The organism is Natronomonas aquatica (assembly GCF_024449025.1).
Classification (GTDB): Archaea; Halobacteriota; Halobacteria; order Halobacteriales; family Haloarculaceae; genus Natronomonas; species Natronomonas aquatica.
In genome coordinates this window covers 54,934-79,030 of the sequence record NZ_JAHLKM010000012.1, presented here as the reverse complement: position 1 = coordinate 79,030, position 24,097 = coordinate 54,934, and the positions used below count along the sequence as shown (strand labels likewise).

Sequence of the window (24,097 nt, the reverse complement as noted above, 5' to 3'; positions counted from 1 at the left end):
GAGTGTTGTTTGCCCTTCGGAGCTTACGCGATTCCCGCCCGCCGTGAACGGCGGGACTCCCTCGCTGATTTAGGTGGTCCCGCCTATCAGGCCCGGACCACACGGCCCGGAACCGCCCGGGGAACTGCACCGGGAGGGATCGACGACGGGCAACCGTTGACCTCCTCTCCGCGCTAGAGGGCGAAGATTCCCACGGCACCGCACCGCTTGGTTGGGAGTTTCAGGTTTGCAGGCCGGTCGGCATGACCGGACTGTTGGCGGGGCCAACCGCCGTTACTCCTATCCCGGCATGGGATTCAGAGTTACCGTGTGTGTTCGGGATCCACAGCCAGCGGCCTGAAGGGGATTCCTTCAGACGTGGCGTGGCCCGAATCCCGATATTATCCGTTTACGACGGCGGCGAAAGCCGCCTCGGTGTGATCACGCTGCCGTCTTGATTGAACATAAAACTCCCGTATGGAACTGTCCCGTAGATTGGTTCCTCGGTGGCGGCTTCGTCTCCGCCGGGAACGGCGAGGCTCTCGCCTCGAGTATTCGGTAAATACTGACGGGATACGACCGTCTTTGTGTGTCTGTGGCCGAAGAGCAACCGATGGAACGGCCACGTATCGCGCTGTTGAACGCTGCTCACGGGCCGGAGTCGACCAGCCGGAACTTCCGCCGCGAACTCGATGCGGACATTACCGAATTCCACTGTCCATCGGGGGAGTTCCCGGAGGGGTTCGACTACGACGGCTTCGTCGTGACGGGCTCTCGGGCTTCGGTCTACTGGGACGAGGAGTGGATCGGCCGACTCAAGGTGTGGGTCGGCGACGCGATCGAGGCCGGACTGCCGGGGCTGGGCGTCTGTTACGGCCACCAGCTTTTGGCCGACGTCCTCGGCGGACAGGTCGAGGCGATGGGCGAATACGAGATCGGCTACCGGACCGTCGAACAGGACGGCGAGAACCGCCTGCTCGAGGGGATCGACGCCGAGATGACCGTCTTTACGACCCACTCAGATCACGTCGTCGACGCGCCCCCCGGGGCGACGGTGTTTGCGAAAAACGATTACGGGATCCACGGCTTCCGGAAGGGCCGCGTCTTCGCCGTCCAGTTCCACCCCGAATACGACATGGAGACCGCCGAATCGGTCACCGAGGGCAAAGACGACCGGCTCTCCGAAGAGCGGATCGAGGCGGTACTGGAGGGGATCCACGCGGAGAACTACCGGGCCGCCTGCGAGGCCAAGCGGCTCTTCGATAACTTCCTCACGTACGTCACCGAGGTACGGACCGGGCGGATCGAGGCCGATTGACCGCAGGGACGAACGTCTATGTGCGAGGCCTTCGAAAGGCTGCCCATGACCGATACCGACGAGGCGGTCGAACGTTTCCTCCGGAAAGCCGACTCGACATACGAGGAGTACGAACAGGGCTACGCCGACGCCGACGTGACGCTCCGACGGCTGAAGAGCCACATCGACGCGCTCAGGGATGCGGTCGGCAATTGAGCCCGGGAGGCTCTACGCGCTCCGAATGAGGTCCAACACGCGCTCGTAGTAGCCGCCGAACTCGGCGTCCGATCGCGACCGGGGGCGGGGGAGATCGACCGGGACGGTCTCGCATATCCGTCCCGGCTCTTTGTCCATCACGACGATCCGGTCGGCGAGTTTGACCGCCTCCTCGACGTCGTGAGTGACGAACAGTACGGTCTTTCCGGTTTCCTCCCGGATCTCGAGCAGTTCGGTCTGGAGCATCTCTCTCGTCTGGGCGTCGACCGCGCCGAAGGGCTCGTCCATGAGCAAAAGCGCCGGATCGGCCGCAAGCGCCCGGGCGATCGCGACGCGCTGTTTCATCCCGCCGGAGAGCGCCTTCGGGTAGCTGTCCTCGAACCCCTCCAGCCCGACGAGTTCGACGAGTTCTTCGACGCGCGTTCGGCGCTCGGCCTCCGGGACGCCGCTTTTTTCGAGGCCGAAGGCGACGTTGCCCCGGACGGTTCGCCACGGAAAGAGGTGATACTCCTGAAAGACGACGCCCATGTCGGGGGTCGGGCCCTCGACCCGGTCGCCGCCGAGATACACCGCACCGTCGGTCGCATCGTCCAGCCCGGCGATGATCCGGAACAGCGTCGTCTTGCCACAGCCCGAGGGACCGACGATACAGACGAACTCGCCGTTGTCGACGTCGAAGGAGACGCCCTCCAGGGCCCGAACCACGCCGCCTTCCGCATCGTAGTGTTTCGAAACCCCCTCGATGCGGACGCCCGAGTCGGCGCTGGCGGCGTTCATCGCCACCGCAGCATCCTCCGTTGGACCGCGCGGAACGCCGTATCGACGAGCAGAAACATCAGGCTCAACACGAGGATGTACGCGATGACGACGTCGACCTGGAGGTTCTGACCCGCCCGGAGGATCTGCCGCCCGATGCCGGGGACGCCGAAGATCTCCGATGCGACGACGAGCATCCAACACCGGCCCAGCCCCGTCCGGATCCCGGTCATGATTTCCGGGGAAGCCGCAGGGATGACGACCGACTTGACGAGTTCGAGATCGCCCTCGACGCCGAGGCTGCGCGCGACGTCGAGTAGGTCCTCGGAAACACCTTCCACGCCGCCGTAGGCTGCATAGAAGTTGATCCAGAAGGCGCCGATCGCGATGATGAACGCCGCGCCGGCGTTGTTGATGCCGAACCACGCGATCGCAAAGCCGATGAGCGCCAGGGGTGGAACGGGTCGGAGCAACCGTACGACCGGCGCCGAGAGGTCGTCGAGAAGCGGGCTCCACGCCAGGGCGATCCCGACGGCGACGCCGAGTGTCGTCCCGACGACGGCACCGGGGAGCCAGTGTTGGATGCTCTGTCCGAGCGCCGTGATCATTTCGCCGCTCGCCGCCTCGGCGTAGAACGTCCCGCCGACCGCGAGCGGCGAGGGCAACACGTACGCCGGCTGAAACAGCGAAGCGACGTGCCAGAGACCGAGGAAGGCGACGACGCCGAGGCTACCGAGCAGCGCCCGGGAGCCGTCGACGCCGGCCAGCGGGAGTTCCTCGTCGGTCCTCGCCCGTTCGAGTTCGTTTCTGATGTCAGTCGCCATGTTTATTTTTCACTCTCCGGAAGCGATCACGCTTACAGATCATCGTAAACGCTGTAATCGAAGATCTGATCCATCGAGAGTGTTTCGTCTATCTGCCCGTTGTCGTGTGCGAACTCCGAAAAGATCTCGACACCGCTCTCGATTTCGCGGGGGTCGGTCACGAAGTTCGACAGCGGGCCATCGAGCGCCTGGCGCGCGAGGTCCCGATCCATCCCGATCCCGCTTTCAACGATATCCGCGGTCCCGTCGGGATTGTCGGCGATGAACTCCGTTGCACGGACGTGCTGTTCGAGGAGTTGTCCGGCGAGGTCGGACTCGCGAACCTCGTCGCTCATCAGGGTGACCGCCGCGGGCTGGCCGGGCATGATTTCGCTCGCGGTCCGGAAAGTTCCGACCGGCGAGTCCGCTCCCCCGAGTCTGGTCGGGACCGGTTCCATGATCGAGGTCCCGTCGATCTCGTCGTTGACGATCGCCTGAAACACGGCGTTCGCCCCGCCGATCTCGGTGATCTCGACCGCCGATTCGGGGTCGACGCCGGCGACCGCCGAGAGCCAGTAGCGCAACAGCACGTCCGGAACCGAGCCCTGCGGGAACGTCCCGAAACGGAACTTCCGGCCGTGTTCCTCCTCGAAGACACCGAAGGCGTCGGCGCCGTGTTCTTCCCACAGCGCCTGGAGCTCCTCGTGAGCCATGATCGCCATCGGCTCTCTGATGTTGGCCGCCGTGACCTTCGCGGGCAGTCCCCGATCGATGACGACCATCGACGGGACGATACCGAACATGGCGACGTCGAGTTCGCCGCCGCCGTAGGCCTGAACGATCGCCGGCCCGTCGGTGAACTCCCGGCCGTCGATCTCGGCGTCGACCGCATCGAAGTAGCCCTCGGACTCCATCACGAAGTACTGGAGATCGGGGAAGATCGGCATGTAGGCGACGGTCAGCTCGTCGATACTGCTTTCGCCCCCGCTACCGAAACCGAGACAGCCGGCGAGTCCGGCGACGCCGGCCGAACCCAATCCGCCGAGATACGTCCGTCGAGAAACCGTCAAATCACTCATCAACGGCTGTAGGCCCCAGAGCCATATGCCCGGACAGTTAGCGGTAGGGACGGCTTTGAGGTGTGATGGGGATCGAACCCCTGTGTCGACGGCTTGCCGGTACTCGGTCGGTTCTACGCCGGTTGCGTGAAAACAGTACTGTCTCAGAAAAAAGCAATAATTGCCGGTAAATGCGAGGACGTCGGGTCGACACGGCAGAATTATGCCGCTTCCGAACGGCGACGTGCGTATGGGTGAGTTTTCATCCCGCGTCGAGCGGATTTCGATCAGCGGGATCCGCGAGGTGTTCGAGGCGGCCGGCGAGGACGCGATCAACCTCGGGTTGGGACAGCCGGACTTTCCGACACCGGAGCATGCCCGACAGGCGGCGATCGAGGCGATCGAGGCCGGGAAGACCGACGGCTACACCTCGAACAAGGGAACCGAATCGCTCCGTGAGGCCATCGCCGCGAAACACGAACGCGACAACGGGTTCACGGTCGATCCTTCGAACGTCATCGCCACCGCGGGCGGCAGCGAGGCGCTCCACATCGCGATGGAGGCCCACGTCGATGCGGGCGAGGAAGTCATCATTCCGGACCCCGGATTCGTCTCCTACGAGGCGCTGACGCATCTCGCCGGCGGCGAGCCGAAACCGGTCGAACTGCGGGCGGACCTGACCCTGGATCCCGCGGCCGTCGAGGACGCGATCACCGAGGAGACGGCGCTTTTCGTCGTCAACAGCCCCGCGAATCCCACGGGTGCAGTACAGAGCGAGGCCGACATGCGGGAGTTCGCCCGGATCGCGGACGAACACGACCTCCTCTGTCTCTCCGATGAGGTCTACGAGCCGTTCGTCTTCGACGGCGAACACCACTCGCCGGCCGACTTCGCCGATCCCGACAACGTCGTCGTCGTCAACGCCTGCTCGAAGGCCTATTCGATGACCGGCTGGCGGCTCGGGTGGGTGGCCGGCTCCCACGAACGGATCGAGCGGATGCTCCGGGTCCACCAGTACGCCCAGGCCTGTGCCTCGGCGCCGGCCCAGTACGCCGCCGAGGCGGCGCTATCGGGACCCCAGGACCGCGTCGAGGAGATGCGGTCGGCCTTCGAGGAGCGCCGTGACGTGTTGCTCGAGGGTCTCGAATCGATGGGGCTCGAGGTACCGACGCCGCGGGGGGCCTTCTATGCGATGCCGCGGGTTCCCGAGGGGTGGACCGACGCCGTCATCGACCGCGGCGTCGTCGTCGTCCCCGGCGAGGCCTTCGGTGACGGCGGCGCGGGTCACGCCCGGATCTCGTATGCGACCGATCTCGAGACGCTCAAGGAAGCCATCGGGATCATGCGCGAGGCGACCGCGGCGGTCCGGTAGACGATAGCGTCCCCGGCCGTGGATTTATATAAGCGGGGGAACCAAGCAGAGATATGGCCGCTTACCGCCGGCCGGGACTGCGGAACCTCTTCGACGAATCGCCCACGCCCCACATCGCCCACCCGCCGCGAACCCACCGCCGGGACTTTTATATCGCGACGGACGGCTCCTATCGGGACGGCGACGACGGCGGCCTCGGCGTCGTGATCGAAACGCGCGACGGCGAGCGCGTCGCCCGGCTCTCGATACCGGATACGGTTCCGGACAACAACGTCGCGGAGTACCGGGCGCTCCACCTCGGGTTGGACGTACTCGCCGCGCGGGTGCCGGGCGACGCCAGAGTCGGGGTGCTCGTCGATCACGACGATCTGGCGGCCAACGTCAACCGGGCGACGCTGGCCGGGAAGGGACCGAACCCGCGGCCGCCGCACCCGTTCCGTGTCCCCGGCGAGACCGACCACCACTGGCGGGGGATCCGCGCCCGGGTCGCCGGGTTCGCTGGGCTCCGGGCGGCACGCATCGACAGCGGCGAGAACCCCGCTCACCCGCTGGCGAACGCCCCCGACCGGTACGCCCACGTCAACCGCGAGCCGGACCGGTGTGTTCTCCCCCGCGACGAAGAGCGGTGGCGCGCCCCCGGCGAGGATCGGTACCCGCCGCCGTCCCGGGCCGACCGGGAGCGCTCGAACGGGGTCGGCGGGGAGCCGGCCTCCGACTGACGCCGGCTATACTTCGTCCTCGACGCCCTCGAGGCCGCCGTCGGTGATCCGGAAACGCGCGGTCTCGCCGGCGGCCTTCGAGCCGTGTTTCTCCAGGGTGGCCCGTCGGTTCCCGCCCCGGAACCGCTCGAGTCTGACGACGACGCCCGACCAGTGGGTCAGGGTGTGGCCACCCAGCGCGCGGGCCCGCGAGGAGTCCGCGTCGGGGTCGGTATAAACCTGGTTCGTGATGAGGACGGCCAGTTTGTGTCGGCGGGCGAAGGCGAGCAGCTGGGTCACCTGCTTGGCGACGGCCCGGAGCGTCTCGCCGTCGTCCCCGTCGTCGCGTTCGAGCCGATAAAAACCCGTGGCGCTGTCGAGGACGATCAGATCGACGCTCTCGGCCAGATCGCCGGCGTCCCGGACGGCCTCCCGCTGTTCCTCGAAGTCCAGCGCGTCAGAGACGATAACGCGGCTCGCGATCGGCTCGATATCCTCGCCGTCGGCCGCCGCCCGGGCGAGCGCCTCGAACCGATCGACGGAGATCCCCTCGGTGTCGATGTACAGCGCCTTCCCGCCCGCGGCGGCGGCCTGAACGGACGTAGACAGCGCGAGGTTCGTCTTGCCCGCCGCCGGGGGACCGTACAGCTGTGTGACGACGCCCCGTTCGACGCCGCCGCCGAGCAGCCCGTCGATCGTCTCACACCCCGTCGAGATCGGCTCGTTCACGGTCGACCGTTCGGCGTGTTCGATTAAAAACCCACGCACACCGCCCGGAGAATCCGGTCGAGTTCGGGTTAATTCGCCCGGGTTACAGCGCCGGGTGGCCGGCGGTGGGGATGGGGGTGGAGCCGGGGGCGGCCCACCCGACAGTCCGCGCGGCGGTCCCGGCAACGGTAACTGCGGTCCCAGTAACGGTAACGGCGGTCCCGGCGGGGGCTGAGCGGTGATGCTATATCGGACCGGAGCCAAGCCGTCGGCGTGATCGTCGTCGCGACCGCGGATTTCGAGGTGTATCACGGGGTGGTCGGCGAGCTCCGCGAGCGCGGCGTCGCGTTTACGACGGTCGAGTCCGGCGCGGAACTCCCCGACGACGCGACGGTCGCGATCGTCGGTCCGGAGGACGAACACCCGCCGATCCGGACGGTCCGGGCCGACCCGGAGCAGCCGCGCCGGGCGATCGAGGAGGCGCTTTCGGTGCTCCGCGGCGGGGAGGGTCGCACCGTCGTCGGGATCGACCCCGGCGACCGGCCGGGGATCGCCGTGCTGTCGGGGGAGACGGTCGTGGCAGCGTTTCAGGTGCCGCTTTCGGGAGTCGCCGGCGTCGTCGCCCGCGAGACCGAAGGGACGGCCGACCCGCTGGTCCGGATCGGCGACGGCGCGCGGCTCAAAGGGGCACAGATCGTCGACGACCTCGAGGACGTCCCGGTCGAGCTCGTCGACGAGACGGGGACGACGCCGTATCAGGGGACCGGCGTCCGGGGGATGGGGGACATACTGGCGGCGGTGAACATCGCGCGCCTGGAGGGCGAGCAGATCGAGTCTCGCGAGATCGAGCCGACCGCCGGCGAACTCAGACAGATCAAGGCCCGCTCCCGGGAGCAAAGCGAAGACGACAGGAGCATCGACGAGGCCCTCGCCCGGAAGGTCGCGCTGGGCGAGCTGTCGATGGCCGAGGCGCTGCGGCGACACCGGAGGGAGTGATCGTCGGGCCGCCGTACGGCCGGCTTGGGCGATCCCAACCCGATCCATTCAAGTACGCGCCCGGACACGTTCCCGTATGAACCACGCTCGATCCGCGAAGAAGCGAACGGGTGGTCGCCGCCGGAACGTCCGCAAGAAGCGCAAACACGAACTCGGCTCGTCGCCGACCGAGACGGAGGTCGGTGAGGGGAAACTGAAGGTCGTCGAGACCCACGGCGGCAACCGGAAGGTCCGCGCCATCGCGGCCGACACGGCGAGCGTCGCCACCGACGACGGCGTCGAGAGCGCTACCATCGATGACGTCGTCGAGAACCCCTCGAACCCCAACTACGTCCGCCGGAACATCATCACGAAGGGCGCGGTCGTCGAGACCGACCTCGGGCGAGCGCGCGTCACCTCCCGTCCCGGGCAGGACGGTCTCGTAAACGCGGTGCTCATCGGGGAGTAGCGGCGCCTTTTATCGGCTCATAGCGGACACGCGCTCCGGACGCTCCGGAGTCGCCCCTTCAGGAAGCCGGAGACGGCACGTGTTTTCGAGGGACGGGGGATCCGGTCCATCTCCTCGTCGGTCAACTCGAAATCGAAGACCGCGAGGTTCTCCGAGAGGTGTTCGCGACTCGAGGCCTTCGGGACGGTGAGGACGTTCGGCTGCTGGAGGAGCCACCGGAGTGCGACCTGGGCGGCCGTCTTGTCGTACCGGACGCCGATCTCTTCGAGGACCGGATCCTCGAGGACGCCGCCGTGGGCCAAAGGCGAGTAGGCCGTCAGCGAGATATCGTGGATCCGACAGTAATCCAGTAGCTCCGACTGCGGCCAGTAGGGGTTGTACTGGACCTGGTTCGTCAAGATCCCGTGTTCGGAAAGCTCGCGGGCACGCGAAAGCCGGTCGAGATCGAAGTTCGAGACGCCGACGTGCCGAACCGCCCCGTCGTCGACGAGTTCGTTCATCGCGGCCAGCGTCTCCCGGAGCGGCGTCCGTAGGTTCGGCCAGTGGATCAAGAGTAGATCCACGTACTCGGTGCCGAGTTTCGCGAGGCTCTCCTCGACCGACCGGCGGACGTCGTCGTAGCCGCGACTCCCCCGGCCGAGTTTCGTCGTCACGAAGACGTCCTCCCGGTCGACGTCGCTGGCCCGGAGGGCGCCCCCGACCTGTCGTTCGTTGCCGTACGCCTGGGCGGTATCGACGTGCCGATAGCCGAGTTCCAGCGCCGTCCGGACCGCCCGCCGGCACGCCTCGCCGGTGAGCCGCCACGTTCCCAGCCCGACAGCCGGGATCTCGACGCCGCGAACGGTTGTCGTTTTGGCTTCGACGTCCATACGTCCGGTAGGGGATCGAGCCGGATAACTCCACGCTCAGCGAAAGCCTCTGAGCGACTCGAGGATCGAATCGAGCGAGTCGGTCGTCGTCGCGAGGGAGACGCCGTCGGCGTTCGCCAGAGCCGGGGCGTGCTCCCAGAGGTCCTCGCGCTCGAGGCCGTGGAGGACGACCGCCGAGGGCGTCGGCGTCACGACGCGCAACGCGACCAGCGGCGACTCCCCGCGGGTCACGCCGGTGAACACGAGCGCGCGGTTCGTCGACTGGCCGTAGAGCCGGTAGAACTCTTCGCTGGAGAGCCGTTTGATCGCCTCGACGCTGTTGATGACGGTGTGGCCGGCGATGGCGTCGTCGCCGCCGGTGGCGATCCGCTCGGCGCCGACCGAGGCGTAGAACCGAGAGAGGGGCACCGTCGTCGAGTACTCCCGGAGGTCGTAGACGACGTCCTGATCGAAGCCAGCCGAGATAACGCGGGCGTGCTGGCGGACGCGATCGCCGCCGCGGCGCTCGTCGATCGCCAGAAGTCCCTCGACGAACCGGCGGACGACGCCGATCCCGGGGTTCTCCCGGCGGCCGCTCTCGTAGTCGGAGACGACCGACGCCGACACGTCGAGTTCGCCGGCGAGGGTCGTCTGGGCGACGTCGAACTCCTCGCGCCACTTCCGGAGGGTCGCCCCCGGAGCGTCCGAAAGCGCCACCTCGCCGGCGATCCGCTCGGCGAGTTCCGCGCGTGGTTCGCGCATACCCCCGGGTCGGGGCGCAGACGGTATAAGCGTGCCCTCCGGCGCGACGGGACAACGCTTTGGACATCGAGACCAACGGCCACGTATGCCGCCGACACTGCTCAACGTCGCCGCCGGAACCCTCCTCGGGGTGGCCCTTCTGGGTGCGGCCTTCGATCGGCGGTCGATCGCGGTCGTGGCCCTCGTCGCGGCGCTGCCGGATCTGGACGCCGTCCTCGGACCCGTCGGGATCGGGGCAGCCAACGCGACGCTTCACTCCGTATTCCTCCCGATCGGGGCGGCGGCGTTGCTCTATTACGACACCGCCTACGGCGATCGATCGTGGCTCGCCGACCGCTACGGCTGGTACGGCGTCCGGGTCGCGTGGGTCGCAGTCGCCGCCTACGCCGTCGCGGGGATCGCCCCCGACCTGTTCAGCCCCGAAAGCGCCGCGTTCCTGTATCCGCTTTCGGACCGGTATTACGCCGTCACCGGCGGGTTTTTGCTCTCGACGCAGGAGGGGATCGTCCAGACGTACGTCGGCGTCGGCGACGGGTGGATCGAACTGGCGACGCCCGGTACGATCGAAACACACCACGTCGACACGTGGATCGATCCCGCGGGCGAGGAACGGCGACTCCGTCTCGTCGAATCGGGCTGGCAGGCGGTCCTCGTCGTGACCGCCGCGGTCGCCGTTCCGGTGAAAGGGCTCGTCGAACGGGGCGACCGCGCCGCGTTGGGGGGACGGTAATGCCCTCCTCGGTCGTCCACGGCGCGCTCGCCGCTCTGGTCGCCGTCGGCCTGCTCGGCCGCTTTTACGATCGGCGGGCGCTGTCGATCGTCCTTCTGATCGTCGTCGTACCGGAGGTCGACACTGCTTTCGGGTGGTTCATGGACGGCGCCCACCGGACGGTGCTGCACAACATGGTGTTTCCGGTCGTCATCGGGGGCCTTCTCTACTGGGAGACGGCTAGGGAGGGATCGTGGATCCGAACGCGGTGGGGCGCACGCGGCGTCCGGATGGTGTGGGTCGGGCTCTTCGTCCACACCCTCGTCCACATCTCTCTCGATTGGGCGCACCTGTCGGGAATCAACCTCCTGTGGCCCCTCGAAGACCGGTTTTTCACGCTCGATGGGGAACTCGCGCTGTCGACGACGGAGGGGTTCGTCCAGACGTTCGTCGAGATCAGTCGCGATCCCGAAACGGGAGGCGGGGTGGTCGACGCCGGCCAGGGCGGCACGCGGGCCGACACCCACGTCCCCAATCCCGCCGAGCCCTCCGACGAACCGGAGCCGGGACCGGTCGACAGGCGGTTCCCGATCGCTGTCAACGGCTGGCAGTTGTATCTGCTTTTCACCGGCGCGTTCGCGCTCGTCGCGAAACGGCTCCAGACAGCGCGGCCGCCGGAGGCCGACGGTGGAGGCCGAAAAGAGCGACAATAGCGCGACCCGACCGAACTACCGGTCGCTCGTCACCGCCGCGAGGACGCCACCGATCGAGCCGAAGACGGCGGGATAGACGAGGCCGGCAAGCAAGACCGCGGGAAGCAGCTCCGGCGCGCCGGAGGCACCGCCCACCGAGACGGTAAACAGGAAGACCCCGGCGACGGAGAGGACCAGATATCCCGGCACCACGAGCGCGCCGGTTATCGCCCCGCCGGTCGGCTCCGTGACGCCCCGATACCGGCCGAGTGCGAGCCCGGCGACGAGCAAAAGCGCCGGCGGGACGAGATACAGGAGGGCGGTAAAGCCGCCGTCGCCGCCGATGAAGCTCCGGGGCGGCGTGAAGATGCTGATGCCGGTATAAGAGATATCGACGAGGTGGGCGTTGTAGAACACCCAGCCGACGAGTTCGTATGTCACCGACCTGCCGTCGAAGGCTTCGATCAGGCGGTTCAGCGGCGACGATTCGAGATCAGTCGCGACGAGCAGGTACGTGAAGACGTATCCGAAAAGCCACGCCGCGGCGCCGACGCTGGCGCTTTCGAGAAACGGAGGGCTATCGGAGTCCAGTAGCGGAGACATTCCGTCAAAGGAGTGGCGTCGCGGGCGGAAAGCGCTTGTGTCTGGACCGTCAGCGTTTCGTCACGGCGGCGGTCCCACACACGTCACAGCTCGGATTCGTCGGCGTGCGAGCGGACCCATAGCTCGCCGATACGGGAGAGCCGCGTCCGGTAGGACTTGCCGTGTTCCTCCTGCTCGATGTATCCCTTGCCGCCGGGGCCGAGCCGGTCGACGTTGTAGATGACCTTCGAGCGGAACGAGTCGGTGTACTCCTCGCCGAGTTCGCGGGCGAGCGTCTGGGCCAGCTCGGAGACGGACTCGAACTCGCCGTGTTCGCCCAGCGTAAAGAGGATCAGCTCCTCGAAGGGCTTGACGTTCGAGAAGGAGGCGACCGGGAGTTCGATTATGTGGCTATCGCCGAACCGTTTGGCGCCGATCGTGGTGCCGCGCTCGTCGAACTCCGCGAGCAGATCGCGGGCGACCGAGAGCCGCTCTCCGATGCGGTCGTCGTCGACCTCCCCCTCCAGAAGGTCCTCGAGCAGGCCACACTGGGCCCGCAGTTCCTCGGCGAGTTCGGTCTCGAGGTACTTCTCGGGGACGGTGTAGTAGGTGTGGATCCGGTCGCGGTCGCCCTCGCGTTCGACCATGATCGAGTGGGCGGCGGTCGCGAAGGCAAACGAGACGGTGCGGGGCATCGCCGAGACGTTGACCCACACCTCGCTGCCGGTGTCGAGTTCGCCGTTGATCAGATCGTAGGCCTGCTCGAAGGCCGCATCGTAGTCGTAAACGTCCTCGACGACGTACTCCTCGGTTTCGGCGCCGAGCAGGTTGGTGAAGTCTTTCTGGAGCTTGGCGGCGAGGTTCCGCGAGTACTCGACGTTGGCTTCGCTGCCGACCGCCCCCTCCAGCAGGACGACCCGGTCGACGTCGAGTTGGTCCCGGACGAGCGGCGCGATGAGCCGATCGTAGTCGAACCCGACCGGCACGATGTGGGTCTGCATACGCGAGCAAACGGGACGGCGCGTAAATAAAGCACCACCTCCGGGCACGGTTATCGGACGCGTCGACAGCGACGTTACGGGAGCTTACGGCTCCGTTTCGGCGGTCAAGAGCGTGTTCGTCACCAGCGTGGTGATCCCCCGGCGGAGCCGTTCGGTCACGGCCTGATCCGAGATGTCGAACTCGGCGGCGAGTTCCTTCGTCGACACCTCGCGGGGCAGCGAGTAATACCCGGCCTCGACGGCCTGTGTGAGCGTCTCCCGCTGCGGCGTCGTCAGACCGAACCAGGGGCCGGCGTCCGGCTTCGTGGGGTTGTAGATCCGCAGGATCGTCACCTGAATCCCACGGTCGACGTAGTACTCCTGAAACTCCGAGAGGGTTTTGTGGTTCGGAAACCGGAGTTCGAGTTCCCACGCCTCGGTGGTGCCGGTCGCCCCCAGTACCGCCACGTCCATATCCAACAGCTTCCGGAACAGCGATCCCTCCGAGGGATCCCACTCGAACGCGTACAGCATCTCGTCGTCGTGCGAGCTGACCAGCTGGATATTCTGGACGGACGAGTGCTCACGAACGGTCCCTTCGAACGACTCCCGGCCGTCGTCCTTGAGTCGGATGAACGGCGTGGGCCGCCCGCCCAGCGGGACCAGCGTCTCGAGTCTGAGTTGGGTCGACGCTTCGACCCGTAAGATACGTCCCAGCTCGAACGCGTCCGATGGGAGGGTTAGTTCGATGATGACGCTCATTAGATATCAGGATATTTCATCTCAACTGCGTTAAAAGCTCGGTAGGGTCCCTCTGTCGGCCGAGAATCGAACATGGTGTGTCATGCTATTCGATACTACTATGACCGCCGAGAACATAACCGGCACCGAACGCAACGACGGGATTCCCTCGAGGATCCGGACAGGAGGGCCCACGCGACGACGGTGCCCAGCCGTGTCGGAACGAGTTTCACTACTATGACATCTGATTTCAGCTTCGACGGCGAGATAGAGAGTACCGAAGAGTTCGAAACCGCGATGAAGGAGTTGTTCCTCATGGCCCTTCGAAACGACGTCCAGCCGTGGGGGTCGTGGGTGCTCCGTACCGACGGGGTCGCCCAGGATCTCGAAGTCATGGTGTTCGAGTTGGGAGAGGGGGCCGGCTCTGACGGGATAAGAGAGGAGGAGTAACCGCGACAATCCCTGCGGGACACCGCCCGGCGGGCAGCAAACACTAACTCGAACGGGCGAGAGGGCGGTCCGGCCCGGCCGTTCGTGGGTCAGGTCCGACTACGCGTCGCGACGGCGGCGGCATACAGCTTTACTTGCCAGCCGATAGAAAGGTCTTCCATGGCAAACGAACTCCCCTCAGTCTACGGCGGCGAGGCCCTCCGGATCCACCTCGGGGACGGGGCGACCGAGACCGAAGCGATCGACCCCGGGGATGCCCGGCGTTTCCTCGGGGGCAACGGGTTCGCGGCGAAACAGATCGCCGAACACGTCCCGCCCGAGGCCGATCCGCTCGGCCCCGAAAACGTCCTCGCGATGGCGGTCGGCCCGATGAACGGGACGCCGTTCCAGTCGACCTCCCGGGGCGTTCTCGGGTTCGTCAGCCCGATGACGAACGGCTTTTTTGATTCGACGTTCGGCGGAACCCTTCCCCGCGCCCAGAAGACGACCGGCTTCGAGGTGATCACTCTTCACGGGGCGGCCGAGGAACTCTCGTACGTGTACATCGACGGGGACGGAGCGGAGATCAAGCCCGCCGGGGACCTGGCCGGGCTGGACACCTACGAGACCTGCGAGGCGATCCGCGAAGCCGAGGGCGAGGGCTACGACACCCACGTGTTGGCGATCGGTCCCGCCGGCGAGAACGAGGTCCGCTTTGCGTGTTCGCTGCACGATTCGGAGATCCGGGAGGGCGTCGCGGGCCGCGGCGGCAACGGGGCCGTGCTGGGCTCGAAGAACGTCAAGGCCATCGCGGTCAGCGAGGGGAGCTTCGAGCCCGAACCCGAGGGCGACCTCCGCGGGCGGGCGGTCCAGCAGATGGGCCGGCTGATGGAGGACACCGAGATGCTCCAGGAGTACGGGACCGCGGGGCTCGTCAACCCGATCAACGAGATGGGGAAACTCGGCCAGCGGAACATGCAGACCGAACAGACCGACCCCGAGAACGCCGAGGCGGTAAGCGGCGAAACGCTCAAAACGGAGTACGTCACGGAGGACACCACCTGCGCGAACTGTGCAGTCAAATGCGGCAAACACGTCACCGTCGAAAGCGAGGGGATCACCGACGCGAAGATCCCCGAGTTCGAGTCGCTTTTCGGCACCGCGACGCTACAGGAGGTCTACGAAATCGAGCGCGTGATCGCGGCCAACGACCTCTGTGATCGGCTGGGGATGGACACGATCTCGTGGGGCGTCACGGTCGCCTTCGCCCGGGAGTGTTCCGAGAAGGGCCTCCTAAGCGAGGAGTCGCCGCATCTGTCGTTCGGCGACGCCGACGGTCTCGTCGAACTCGCCGAGAAGACCGCCCACCGGGAGGGCGTCGGCGACCGGATCGCGGAGGGCTCGTTCCGGATGGCCGAGTCGCTCGAAGCGGAAGCCGAAAAGTACCTCTACGGCGCGAAGGGCCTGGAGTTCGCGGCCCACTCGGCCCGCGGGCTGAAGGGGATGAGTATCGGTTACGCGACCGGGACTCGGGGAGGTTCACACCACGACACCCGTCCGACGCTGCAGTACGACGGCAATCACGACGAGACGACCGAAGGAACCCCGGAGTTCGCCGCGCGCAGCCAGCACTTCACGGCACTCGGCGATTCGCTCACCCAGTGTCGGTTCGTCAGCGAGGGCGGCTGGGGCCCCCGCATCAACGAGAACTACACGGAGGCGATCAACCTCGCGACCGGCTGGGACCTCTCCGTCGAGGAGGTCGAGCGGATCGGCGAGCGGGTCTATAACCTCGAGCGGCTCATCAACGTCTCCCGCGGCGTCGCCGACCGGGAGGCGGACACCCTCCCCCACCGCGTGATGAACGAGCCGATCTCCGAGGGTCCCGCCGAGGGGATGTACTGCCCGCCGGAGGAACTGGAGTCGATGCTCGACGAGTATTACGCCGCCCGCGGATGGAACGACAACGGCCACCCGACGACCGACACCGTCGAGCGGCTCGACATCGAGGACGTCGCCGAGACCGTCTGATGGAGGTCGAACTCCGGTACTTCGGGACGGTCCGGGAGGCGGTCGGCGAATCGACGGAACGGCGGTCCGTAGAGGCGGGGACGACCGTCGGGTCGGTGCTGTCCGACCTCGAGGAAGAACATTCCGGGCTGGAGGGACTGTTGCTCGAAGACGGCGGCGTCGCCGGCGGCGTGACCGTCCTCCGGAACGGGACCCACGTGACGCACTTCGAAGGCGTCGAGACGGTTCTCGAAGGGGACGATCGGCTCTCGATCACACCGCCCGTCACCGGCGGCTGAACGAACGTCGGCCGGCGGTTCGGATCAGTCCGCCCGCAATCCGAAGTGGCCGTCGACGTTCGCGTCGGGACTCGGGGTCGTGACCGACGAGACGGCGACGGTCGTCGCGAGCCCCAGGAGCATACAGTAGATCGAGATCCCCCACCCGAGGTAGGCGTCCGAAAAGAGGACGATCGGGCCGGCCGCGGTCTCGGGCAGGAAGTTGAAGGCGAGATAGACGGCCTGTGGGACGACGATCCCGGCGGCCAGGCCCGCGGCGGTCGTCCGGCGCCAGTAGAGCGCGACGACGACCGGGAGGGTGAGCTGGGCGAAGCCGCCGAAGGCGAGATCGCCGATCTCGACGAGGACCGATCCGACAGTCACCGCGCCGAAGGCCTCGGCCTCGGCCCAGACGCTCGCGGCCAGGGCGGCGGTCGCGAAGACGACGACGCCGATCCGGCCGAGCCGGTCCTCCCGCCGTTCGGAGATCGAATCGTCGACGAGCGGCCGGTAGAGATCGCGGGTGAAATACGACGACCCCGAAAGCAGCATCGAATCCGAAGAGGACATCATCGCGGCGATCGCGCCGGCCACGACGAGGGCGGCGAACCACGGCGGGGTGTACTCGGCGAGGATCACCGGGAGGATGCTCTCGCCGGCGCCGATGTTCGCCTCGAGACCGAGCCCGCGGGCCCACGTGCCGAGCAGAAAAGCCGGGACGAAAAGCAAGAGAACGAGGACGGGCCAAAGCGCAAACGAGCGCTTCAGGACGCCCTCGGAGCCGGCGGCGAAGAAACGCTGGTTCACCTGCGGGAACATCGCGACGCCGAAGGCGATCGAGACCGCGAAGGTGAGCATCGTCCCCGGCGTGTAGAAGTCGCTACCGAGCGCGAGAAATTCGGGGTTCGAGGCCGCGAGTCCCGCGTTGATCGTCCCGACCCCGCCGTCGACCGCAGCGAGGACCCACAGGAGCGCGGTCCAGACCATAAGCAGCATGAACGCTCCCTGTAGCGTGTCGGTCCAGGCGATCCCGCGCATCCCCGCCAGCACCACGTAGACGATCATAAATCCCGTGATGAGCGCGGCCCCACCGGCAAAGGGAAGCGCCCCGTCTGTCAGCGCCGCAAGCGCGCCGCCGGCGCCGATCTGTTGGAGCATGACGTACGGGAAGAGCCAGAAAAGCGAGACACCGGCGACGAGCGCCCGGATCGCCCGCGAGCCGAACCGGTCGCCGAGAAGCTCACCGAGCGTGATGTAGCCGTGACGCTGGCCCAACAGCCACTGCTTGTAGCCGACGACGTACCACAGGACGGCGAAGACGATCCCGTCCATGAGCCCCATCACGAGGATCCACTCGGGACCGAACGCGTAGGCCGTATCCGGCCCGCCGAAGAAGGTAAAGGCCGAAAGCAGCGTCGCAAAGACGGTAAAGAGCAACACGACGGTCCCGAACGTCCGGCTCGCCAGATAGAAGTCCTCGGCGGCGCGTTCGGTCACCCGGTAGGCGGCCAGCCCAACACCGAGTGCGACGAACAGGTAGCCGACGACGATTCCGAGCTGTAGCGGCACACTCATGCGGTCTCACCCTCCGATTCGACGATCCACAGCCCCCAGGCCCGCCGAGCGAACAGCCGGAACGCGACCGCGGCAAGGAGCATCCACCCAACGTGCCACCACAGCCACAGCGGCAACCCGAAGGCGGTCCGGCTGTCGCCCCACAGGAACCACGGGATCGCGAACGTAATCAACAAACCAATCAATACCGCCCATCCATAGCGCTCCACCATCGAAGCCATGTCTTGAAGAATAATATTGACCCAGATCACTAAATAATATCGATTGGCAGTGATATCGTTCTATCGAAGATAAATATTCTTCAAAGCATGTCGGCGAGGGACGCGATTTCGCGGGGCGATCGAGGCCGCCGCTGTCGGACGCCGGTCGGTCGTCACACCGGTGACGGTCGGTCGTGGGGGCGTTCGACCCGGAGCCGCGGAGGTCGGGCCGACGGTCATCGCGCCGCATCATTTATACGTCCGAGCGGCCGTATTTAAATTAGCCATGGGAGCGCTCATGGGACGATCACTATCACCACCATCACCGCCCGGAGACGGGCAGATCACTAATGCAAGACACAGCCAAATATCTCGTTCACGCGGACATCACTGCCGACGGAATCGTCGAGCGATCGGACGTCGTGGGGGCCGTCTTCGGACAGACCGAAGGCCTGCTCGGCGACGAACTGGACCTCCGGGAGCTACAGGACGCCTCGAAGGTCGGCCGGATCGACGTCGAGATCGACTCACAGAACGGCCAGTCGTTCGGCCGGATCACGATCGCGACGAGCCTCGATCGCGTCGAGACGGCCATCCTCGGGGCGGCCCTAGAGACCATCGACCGGGTCGGCCCGTGTCGGTCGACGATCGAGGTCAGGAAGATCGAGGACGTCCGGGCCGCGAAACGCCGTGAGGTCGTCGAGCGGGCCAAGGCGCTTCTGACCGAGGGGTTCGCCGAGTCGATGCAATCCAGCCGCGATCTCGTCGAGGAGGTTCGGGAAGAGGTTCGTATCGAGGACATCACCGAATACGAGGGGCTGCCGGCGGGACCACACGTCGAGGACTCGGACGCGATCGTCGTCGTCGAGGGGCGGGCCGACGTCCTCACGCTGTTGCAGTACGGGATCAAGAACGCGATCGCCGTCGAGGGGACCGACGTCCCCGACGCCGTCGCGGAGTTGACCCGCTCTCGGACCGTCACGGCGTTTTTCGACGGCGACCGCGGCGGGGAGTTGATCCGCAAAGAACTCGCACAGGTCGGCGCCATCGACTACGTCGCGTTCGCGCCCGAAGGCGAGTCCGTCGAGGACCTCGATAGACGCGAAGTGATGGAGGCGCTCCGCGAGAAAGTCTCCTACGAGCAACTCGAGGAGGGAACGGCGGACGAGTCGGCCGAAGAAACCGACCCCGCCGACGCCGGAGAGCGAGCCGACGGCGCCGCCGAAACGGTTCCCCAGGAGGGCGCCGAACCGATGCCGACCCGCGAGGACGGGGACCCCCCGACGGAGGGTGCCACAGGGGATACCGCCGATACCCCGGACGTCGAGATCGAGCCGGTGACCGACGAGCCGGCCGACTCGAACGGGCGGGCGAGCGAGGAAGCCGGCGGCGGCGAGACCGACGACGCGCCGGAAACGCTTCGGGGCCACACCCGGGCGATCATCGGGGACGGTACGGGCCGCGTTCGACTCCTCGATTCGGCGTTCGGGACGCTCGCCGAGGGCGATACCGGGGAGGCGTTCGAACTGGTTTCGGACGCCGAGACGGTCCCGACGGCCGTCGTCGTCGACGCCGAACTCGATCAGCGGCTCCTCGATATCGCCGCCCAGCGCGGGATCGACCACGTCGTCGCCGAATCGACCGGCGAGTTCGTCAAACAGCCGACGAGCGTCCGGATCCGGACCGCCGATCAGCTACTCGCGCCGAACGAAGCGTAAGGCGTCGGCCCCGTCGGAATAAAACCCGGGGAGCCGACCGTCCGGTTCGAAGCCGATCGCCGTATAAAAACGTCGCGCCGCCGTGTCGTCGGCCGGCGTCGTAACCGCGATTGTTTCCCCTTCCGCACCGACCGCCACGATCGCTGCCTCGACGAGTGCGCGACCGTGGCCGCAGCGTCTGTGTTCGGGCGCGACAGCGAGTTCGGAGAGATTCGCGGGACTCCCCGGGAAAGCGATCGCGTAGCCGACGGGCCCATCGTCGACCGCGACGCGTCCGTGGAACGGCCCGTCGACGGCGGCCTCGACGAGGTCCGGATCGGCGTACACCAGGTGGGTCTGGAGGGCCCGAACCGCCGGCGTGTCGGCCGCCGTCATCGGGCGGATCATATCACGATCGAGACGACGCCGGCCGTGATCCCGGCGGCGAGCGTCGCCAGCAGATTGACGCCCTGATTGCCGACCCGTCCCCCCTCGAGGGTCGCACCGAGGATACTGTCGACGACCATGCCGACGATTCCGGCGCCGAGTACCGTCGCGACGGCGATCGCCTCGAACCCGAAGAACAGCCCGCCCAGCGCCGCGATGATCACGGCCCCCACGGCTCCGGCGGCGGCTCCCTGCCAGGTGACCCCGCCGTCGGTCCCGGGAGCGACGGGCTCGAACGTCGTGATGAGCCGCGGCGAATCGAAGAGCCCGCCGAACTCGCTGGAGAACGTGTCGGCAAGCGCCGCGGCGACGGCGCCGCCGAACGCGAACTGAAAGACCGTGGGGTCGACCCCGAGGTGATCGGAGGCGGCATAAGAGACGACGGCGACGAGCGCGACCGCCGAGTTCGCCAGGACGTTGCCGCCCCCGCGGGCGCCCTCGTTTTCCTCCGCGATGCCGCGTTCGAGTTTCTCCTCGTAGCGGTACTTCGAGGCGAGGCCGCCGAGCCCGAAGAAGGTCATCAGGAGGACGAACCAGCCGTAGCCGCCGAGGACGACCGCAAAGAGCGCGAGCAAGACGCCGGTGAGCATGCCCGTGACCGAGGCAGTCCCGAGCGCGTAGGCGACGTACCCGAGCGCGACGGTCACTGCGAGTCCGACGGCGATCCGGCCGGTCGTCGGCTCGAGATCGAGACCGAGCAGGAACCACAGCACGAGCGCGCTCAAAAGCAGCACGATCGGATCGTCGCGGGGAGTCAGCGTCGATCGGACGAGCGCCCCGAGGACGCCGCCGCTGGCGGCGACGAAGGCGACGACCGGAAGCGGGGGGACGGCGGCGCCGAGTTCGCCCGCCAGACGGATCGCCGCGATCGCGCCGAGCGTTCCGGTGGCGACGAACACTGCCGCCCCGGCGGCGGCCGTCCGTATCCACGGCCGGGCGAGAGTTCGACCGAGCCTCCCGACGGTCAGGACGAACACGGCGGCGACGAACGCCGCGACCGGGAGCGCGAACGCCACGGCGAGCACCGAAAGCGCCGTCACGGCGAGGGTGAAAGACGCGAGACTGTAGAGCCGTCCCTCCTCCCGGTCGTCGGCGCTGGCGAGGCGATCGAAGACCGGACCGCCCCGCGAACGTAACGCGAGCGCGGCGACGAGCGCGAGCGGAGCAACTGACCCGATGGCGGCCGCCGTATCGCCGACCCGCCCCTCGAGGATCGGCGGGAAGAACGCGAGGCTCCCGACGAGCAGATACCCGACGGCCCGGCTGGTGTCGCGTCTCACGGAGCGGGATTCCCCCGTTGTCCACTTAACCTTCCCGAAGGCCGGACCGATACGTTCACCCGGCCGGCGACGAACGTTCGGCTGTGGGCCTGTACGACCGGTATCTCGGCGCACGGATCCGCCTGAGCGACGCGGCCGTCCCGGAGCGGATCGCGCTCGTGATCACGGAACACGACCTCCTGGAACAGGGCGCCTACGGGACGCTCTCGTCGTTTCTGCGGTGGGCGTTCGACGCCGGAACGAGTACGGTGATGATCTACGTGAGCGTCCTCGACGAGGCCGCGATCCCGACGCTTCGGACGGCGCTGTCGGATCTCGACAGCCCCCGCGAGGTCTCCGTCCGCGGGCCGGACGCCGACTCGGCCGCCGAGACGCCGGTCCAGATCAGCATCGGCCTCGGGGGGCGACGGGAGTTCGCCGCGGCGGTCCGTCGGATCGCGGCCGACGCCGCCGAAGGCGAGCTGGACCCCGAAGAGATCGACGAGGACGAGATCGAACGGCGGCTGGTGTTTCAGTCCTCCCCCGATCTGGTCATCAAGACCGGCGCCGAACGGCTCTCGGATTTCCTCATCTGGCAGTCGGTCTACTCGGAGCTATACTTCACCGACGTCAACTGGCGGGACTTTCGCCGTCGGGACTTCCTGCGGGCAGTCAGGGAGTATCAGGAACGGAAGCGGCGGTTTGGCCGGTAGGCCAAATCTCGAACGGGGGTACCCGATTCACTCAGCCGGCCGGGGAGTTCCCGTCGTCGCGATCGTCGATGTCCTCGCAGTCGGTCTCGTATTCGGGGACCGACCCGCGGAACTGCCCGATGATCCGGGCCGCCTCCTCGAGTTCGACGTCGCTCACCGCGCCGACGAGGGCGGCCGCCCGCTGGACGCGGGTCCGGCGCCACGACTCCTGGCGGGACCTGTAGGTCCGGATCGCTCGGAGGAAATCGATCCGGGAGAACTCCGGCCAGTAGGGCGCACAGAAGTAGACTGCCGCCTCGTTACCGTTGGCGTGCCACGGGAGGAAGTTCGACGTTCGCTCGGCGCCGCCGGTCCGGATGATGAGATCGACCGCCTGCGTCGGCCCGGTCGTGAGCCGTTCCTCGATCTCCGCGACGGTTACGTCACCCGGATCCAGTTCGCCGGCGGCCGCTTCCCGGGCGATCGCCCGGGTAACGCCGAGCAGTTCCGCCCGGCCACCGTAGGCGAGCGCGACGTTCAGGTACAGTTCGTCGTAGTCGGCCGTCTTTCCCTCTGCGTACTCGATAGCGTCCTGAACCCGCTCGGGGAGCCGGTGGGTCTCACCGATGGCCCTGATCCGGACACGCCGGTCGTGAACCTCCGGTCGGTCGGCGAAGTCCCGGAGTTTCTCGGCGATGAGATCGAACAGCGCTTCCCGTTCCCCGTCGGGGCGCTCGAAGTTCTCCGTCGAGAACGCATACAGTGTCAGTTCCTCGACGCCGAGGTCAGAACACCACTCGAGTACCCGTTCGGTCGTGTCCGCGCCCGCCCGGTGGCCCTCGGTCGCCTCCTCGCCGTGCTCTCTCGCGTAGCGGCGGTTACCGTCCTGTATCACCGCGACGTGTGTCGGCGCCCCCGAGATTTCACGCTCTAACAGCCGCTCGTAGATCCCCCACACGGCCGCCCGGAGACGCCCTAGCATCTGTCAGGGCCGACGGGACCGACCTGTATGAGTGTTGCTTTCTTTTCCGGATCCGACCGGCAAGACAGGCCATAAGCTTATTAGTCACAACGTCTTGAGTCCGTCTGTATCGGATGTCATTCACCGAACTCATCGCGGGTGTCGAAGACCACGAGAAGGTGTTGACGGTCTTCAACGCCGACAAAGGGGTCACGTCCGCCCTCCGCGAGCAGTTCCACGACCGGAACATCTCTGTCTCGACCGAGCGGACATCGAGCGGTCGACCGAACGCGTTCGTGGTACTCTCGGACGACGGTGAGTTCGTCACCGCCGCCGACGCGGAGAACATTCTCGAACCCGACGAGGGACGGACCGATCCGGGCTTCGATGGCGACCCCTACCGACCGATCCTCGATCACCTCGACCAAACGATGTTTACCTCCTACGACATCGGCCAGATGGTCGCGGCCTCCCGGGAGATCGAGGACCGGGCCTGGCGGATCGGCAAGGGGTCGCTGCGCTCCGGATTCCAGCGGCTCTCGATCCTTCACGATCAGATGGACATCTACGAGCAGCTGGCCGAGAAGGGCTCTCTCGATGTCCACGCCTACGCCGTGCCCGACACCGAGGTACCGGAACACGACACCGGCCTGACGATCCACGTCGAGCGAAGCGACGAGATCGAGCGGTCGTGGTTCGTCGCCTACGACGGCGCCGGCGTCGACGTGAACAAGTGTGCACTCTTGGCCGAAGAACGCGAGGAGCGTTCGTTTTACGGCTTTTGGACCTACGATCCGGCGACTGTCGACTGGATCATCGACCATCTCGAGTCCACGTACGGACTCATAGAGTCACATTAACATTACCCTACGGCTGAAGCGTGGGTATCCTCGCTTTACTGTAT

Annotated in this window: 28 protein-coding genes; 14 read left to right on the top strand and 14 right to left on the bottom strand. The window is 66.8% G+C overall.

Features of this window, described 5'->3' with window-relative positions; all coding sequences use genetic code 11:
• Positions 1 to 592 precede the first annotated feature (592 nt).
• Together KM295_RS10195 and KM295_RS10190 are read left to right on the top strand one after the other, a co-directional pair.
• Positions 593 to 1,297 (top strand): type 1 glutamine amidotransferase, encoded by a 705-nt coding sequence (locus KM295_RS10195; RefSeq protein ID WP_256029848.1) that lies wholly within the window; start codon positions 593 to 595, stop codon positions 1,295 to 1,297.
• A gap of 45 nt (positions 1,298 to 1,342) precedes the next feature.
• Entirely contained in the window at positions 1,343 to 1,492 is a 150-nt protein-coding gene (locus KM295_RS10190; protein ID WP_256029847.1) for a hypothetical protein, read from the top strand.
• A gap of 12 nt (positions 1,493 to 1,504) precedes the next feature.
• On the opposite strand, the gene KM295_RS10185 is transcribed toward KM295_RS10190, so the two are convergent.
• Genes KM295_RS10185 through KM295_RS10175 form a run of 3 tightly spaced genes read right to left on the bottom strand, consistent with a single transcriptional unit; the run spans position 1,505 to position 4,130 of the window.
• Positions 1,505 to 2,269: an ABC transporter ATP-binding protein gene (locus KM295_RS10185; protein WP_256029846.1), complete on the bottom strand. Its 765-nt coding sequence runs from the start codon at positions 2,267 to 2,269 to the stop codon at positions 1,505 to 1,507.
• A complete protein-coding gene (locus KM295_RS10180; RefSeq protein ID WP_256029845.1) occupies positions 2,266 to 3,072 on the bottom strand; it encodes an ABC transporter permease in 807 nt (268 codons plus the stop codon). The genes KM295_RS10185 and KM295_RS10180 overlap by 4 nt, the downstream gene beginning before the upstream one ends.
• A 32-nt stretch (positions 3,073 to 3,104) precedes the next feature.
• Positions 3,105 to 4,130 (bottom strand): ABC transporter substrate-binding protein, encoded by a 1,026-nt coding sequence (locus KM295_RS10175; RefSeq protein WP_256029844.1) that lies wholly within the window; start codon positions 4,128 to 4,130, stop codon positions 3,105 to 3,107.
• A 229-nt stretch (positions 4,131 to 4,359) separates the two neighbouring features.
• On the opposite strand from KM295_RS10175, the gene KM295_RS10170 reads away from it, so the two are divergent.
• Together KM295_RS10170 and KM295_RS10165 are read left to right on the top strand one after the other, a co-directional pair.
• Positions 4,360 to 5,481, top strand: coding sequence for a pyridoxal phosphate-dependent aminotransferase (locus KM295_RS10170; protein ID WP_256029843.1), 1,122 nt, complete (start codon positions 4,360 to 4,362; stop codon positions 5,479 to 5,481).
• Positions 5,482 to 5,534: 53 nt separating this feature from the next.
• The gene (locus KM295_RS10165) at positions 5,535 to 6,200 is read left to right on the top strand and encodes a ribonuclease H family protein (RefSeq protein WP_256029842.1); all 666 of its coding nucleotides are present in this window, start codon (positions 5,535 to 5,537) and stop codon (positions 6,198 to 6,200) included.
• 6 nt (positions 6,201 to 6,206) lie between these two features.
• Here KM295_RS10165 and radB read toward each other — a convergent pair whose 3' ends face one another.
• Complete coding sequence (radB, locus tag KM295_RS10160) at positions 6,207 to 6,908, bottom strand: DNA repair and recombination protein RadB (RefSeq protein ID WP_256029841.1); 702 nt, start codon at positions 6,906 to 6,908, stop codon at positions 6,207 to 6,209.
• 252 nt (positions 6,909 to 7,160) lie between these two features.
• Here radB and KM295_RS10155 point away from each other — a divergent pair, with 252 nt between their 5' ends.
• Together KM295_RS10155 and KM295_RS10150 are read left to right on the top strand one after the other, a co-directional pair.
• Entirely contained in the window at positions 7,161 to 7,883 is a 723-nt protein-coding gene (locus tag KM295_RS10155) for a hypothetical protein (RefSeq protein ID WP_256029840.1), read from the top strand.
• Positions 7,884 to 7,959: 76 nt separating this feature from the next.
• Positions 7,960 to 8,331, top strand: coding sequence for a 30S ribosomal protein S8e (locus KM295_RS10150; protein ID WP_256029839.1), 372 nt, complete (start codon positions 7,960 to 7,962; stop codon positions 8,329 to 8,331).
• A gap of 17 nt (positions 8,332 to 8,348) precedes the next feature.
• On the opposite strand, the gene KM295_RS10145 is transcribed toward KM295_RS10150, so the two are convergent.
• Positions 8,349 to 9,200 carry an aldo/keto reductase gene (locus KM295_RS10145; protein ID WP_256029838.1) on the bottom strand — a complete coding sequence of 284 codons (852 nt, stop codon included), beginning with the start codon at positions 9,198 to 9,200 and terminating at the stop codon, positions 8,349 to 8,351.
• Between the two features lie 36 nt (positions 9,201 to 9,236).
• Positions 9,237 to 9,941, bottom strand: coding sequence for a helix-turn-helix domain-containing protein (locus KM295_RS10140; protein ID WP_256029837.1), 705 nt, complete (start codon positions 9,939 to 9,941; stop codon positions 9,237 to 9,239).
• An 85-nt stretch (positions 9,942 to 10,026) separates the two neighbouring features.
• Here KM295_RS10140 and KM295_RS10135 point away from each other — a divergent pair, with 85 nt between their 5' ends.
• Both KM295_RS10135 and KM295_RS10130 read left to right on the top strand, forming a co-directional pair.
• Positions 10,027 to 10,671: a hypothetical protein gene (locus tag KM295_RS10135; RefSeq protein WP_256029836.1), complete on the top strand. Its 645-nt coding sequence runs from the start codon at positions 10,027 to 10,029 to the stop codon at positions 10,669 to 10,671.
• The gene (locus KM295_RS10130; protein ID WP_256029835.1) at positions 10,671 to 11,363 is read left to right on the top strand and encodes a metal-dependent hydrolase; all 693 of its coding nucleotides are present in this window, start codon (positions 10,671 to 10,673) and stop codon (positions 11,361 to 11,363) included. Before KM295_RS10135 ends, KM295_RS10130 begins: the two co-directional genes overlap by 1 nt.
• 15 nt (positions 11,364 to 11,378) lie before the next feature.
• Here the strand turns inward: KM295_RS10130 and KM295_RS10125 are convergent, their stop codons facing one another.
• The 3 genes from KM295_RS10125 to KM295_RS10115 all read right to left on the bottom strand — a co-directional run bounded on the left by KM295_RS10125 (position 11,379) and on the right by KM295_RS10115 (position 13,666).
• Positions 11,379 to 11,945, bottom strand: a complete 567-nt coding sequence (locus KM295_RS10125) for a DUF7978 family protein (RefSeq protein ID WP_256029834.1) — start codon at positions 11,943 to 11,945, stop codon at positions 11,379 to 11,381.
• 83 nt (positions 11,946 to 12,028) lie between these two features.
• Positions 12,029 to 12,925: an HFX_2341 family transcriptional regulator gene (locus KM295_RS10120; RefSeq protein WP_256029833.1), complete on the bottom strand. Its 897-nt coding sequence runs from the start codon at positions 12,923 to 12,925 to the stop codon at positions 12,029 to 12,031.
• An 84-nt stretch (positions 12,926 to 13,009) separates the two neighbouring features.
• Positions 13,010 to 13,666, bottom strand: a complete 657-nt coding sequence (locus KM295_RS10115) for a helix-turn-helix domain-containing protein (RefSeq protein ID WP_256029832.1) — start codon at positions 13,664 to 13,666, stop codon at positions 13,010 to 13,012.
• A 216-nt stretch (positions 13,667 to 13,882) separates the two neighbouring features.
• Here KM295_RS10115 and KM295_RS10110 point away from each other — a divergent pair, with 216 nt between their 5' ends.
• The 3 genes from KM295_RS10110 (at position 13,883) to KM295_RS10100 (ending at position 16,383) form a co-directional block, all read left to right on the top strand.
• Positions 13,883 to 14,095, top strand: coding sequence for a hypothetical protein (locus KM295_RS10110; protein WP_256029831.1), 213 nt, complete (start codon positions 13,883 to 13,885; stop codon positions 14,093 to 14,095).
• A 159-nt stretch (positions 14,096 to 14,254) separates the two neighbouring features.
• A complete protein-coding gene (locus KM295_RS10105) occupies positions 14,255 to 16,105 on the top strand; it encodes an aldehyde ferredoxin oxidoreductase family protein (protein WP_256029830.1) in 1,851 nt (616 codons plus the stop codon).
• Positions 16,105 to 16,383, top strand: a complete 279-nt coding sequence (locus tag KM295_RS10100) for a ubiquitin-like small modifier protein 1 (protein ID WP_256029829.1) — start codon at positions 16,105 to 16,107, stop codon at positions 16,381 to 16,383. Before KM295_RS10105 ends, KM295_RS10100 begins: the two co-directional genes overlap by 1 nt.
• A 24-nt stretch (positions 16,384 to 16,407) precedes the next feature.
• Here KM295_RS10100 and KM295_RS10095 read toward each other — a convergent pair whose 3' ends face one another.
• Positions 16,408 to 17,937, bottom strand: a complete 1,530-nt coding sequence (locus KM295_RS10095; RefSeq protein WP_256029828.1) for a sodium:solute symporter family protein — start codon at positions 17,935 to 17,937, stop codon at positions 16,408 to 16,410.
• Positions 17,934 to 18,158 carry a DUF3311 domain-containing protein gene (locus KM295_RS10090; protein ID WP_256029827.1) on the bottom strand — a complete coding sequence of 75 codons (225 nt, stop codon included), beginning with the start codon at positions 18,156 to 18,158 and terminating at the stop codon, positions 17,934 to 17,936. The genes KM295_RS10095 and KM295_RS10090 overlap by 4 nt, the downstream gene beginning before the upstream one ends.
• Positions 18,159 to 18,487: 329 nt before the next feature.
• Here KM295_RS10090 and dnaG point away from each other — a divergent pair, with 329 nt between their 5' ends.
• The gene (gene dnaG / locus KM295_RS10085) at positions 18,488 to 19,855 is read left to right on the top strand and encodes a DNA primase DnaG (RefSeq protein WP_256029826.1); all 1,368 of its coding nucleotides are present in this window, start codon (positions 18,488 to 18,490) and stop codon (positions 19,853 to 19,855) included.
• On the opposite strand, the gene KM295_RS10080 is transcribed toward dnaG, so the two are convergent.
• Positions 19,832 to 20,242: a GNAT family N-acetyltransferase gene (locus KM295_RS10080; RefSeq protein WP_256029825.1), complete on the bottom strand. Its 411-nt coding sequence runs from the start codon at positions 20,240 to 20,242 to the stop codon at positions 19,832 to 19,834. The genes dnaG and KM295_RS10080 overlap by 24 nt on opposite strands.
• The gene (locus KM295_RS10075; RefSeq protein WP_256029824.1) at positions 20,239 to 21,561 is read right to left on the bottom strand and encodes a DUF92 domain-containing protein; all 1,323 of its coding nucleotides are present in this window, start codon (positions 21,559 to 21,561) and stop codon (positions 20,239 to 20,241) included. Before KM295_RS10075 ends, KM295_RS10080 begins: the two co-directional genes overlap by 4 nt.
• Before the next feature lie 83 nt (positions 21,562 to 21,644).
• On the opposite strand from KM295_RS10075, the gene KM295_RS10070 reads away from it, so the two are divergent.
• Positions 21,645 to 22,253 (top strand): undecaprenyl diphosphate synthase family protein, encoded by a 609-nt coding sequence (locus KM295_RS10070; RefSeq protein ID WP_256029823.1) that lies wholly within the window; start codon positions 21,645 to 21,647, stop codon positions 22,251 to 22,253.
• A 31-nt stretch (positions 22,254 to 22,284) separates the two neighbouring features.
• On the opposite strand, the gene uppS is transcribed toward KM295_RS10070, so the two are convergent.
• Positions 22,285 to 23,214 (bottom strand): polyprenyl diphosphate synthase, encoded by a 930-nt coding sequence (gene uppS / locus KM295_RS10065; protein WP_256029822.1) that lies wholly within the window; start codon positions 23,212 to 23,214, stop codon positions 22,285 to 22,287.
• A gap of 113 nt (positions 23,215 to 23,327) precedes the next feature.
• On the opposite strand from uppS, the gene KM295_RS10060 reads away from it, so the two are divergent.
• Entirely contained in the window at positions 23,328 to 24,053 is a 726-nt protein-coding gene (locus KM295_RS10060; RefSeq protein ID WP_256029821.1) for a DICT sensory domain-containing protein, read from the top strand.
• Positions 24,054 to 24,097: the final 44 nt, after the last annotated feature.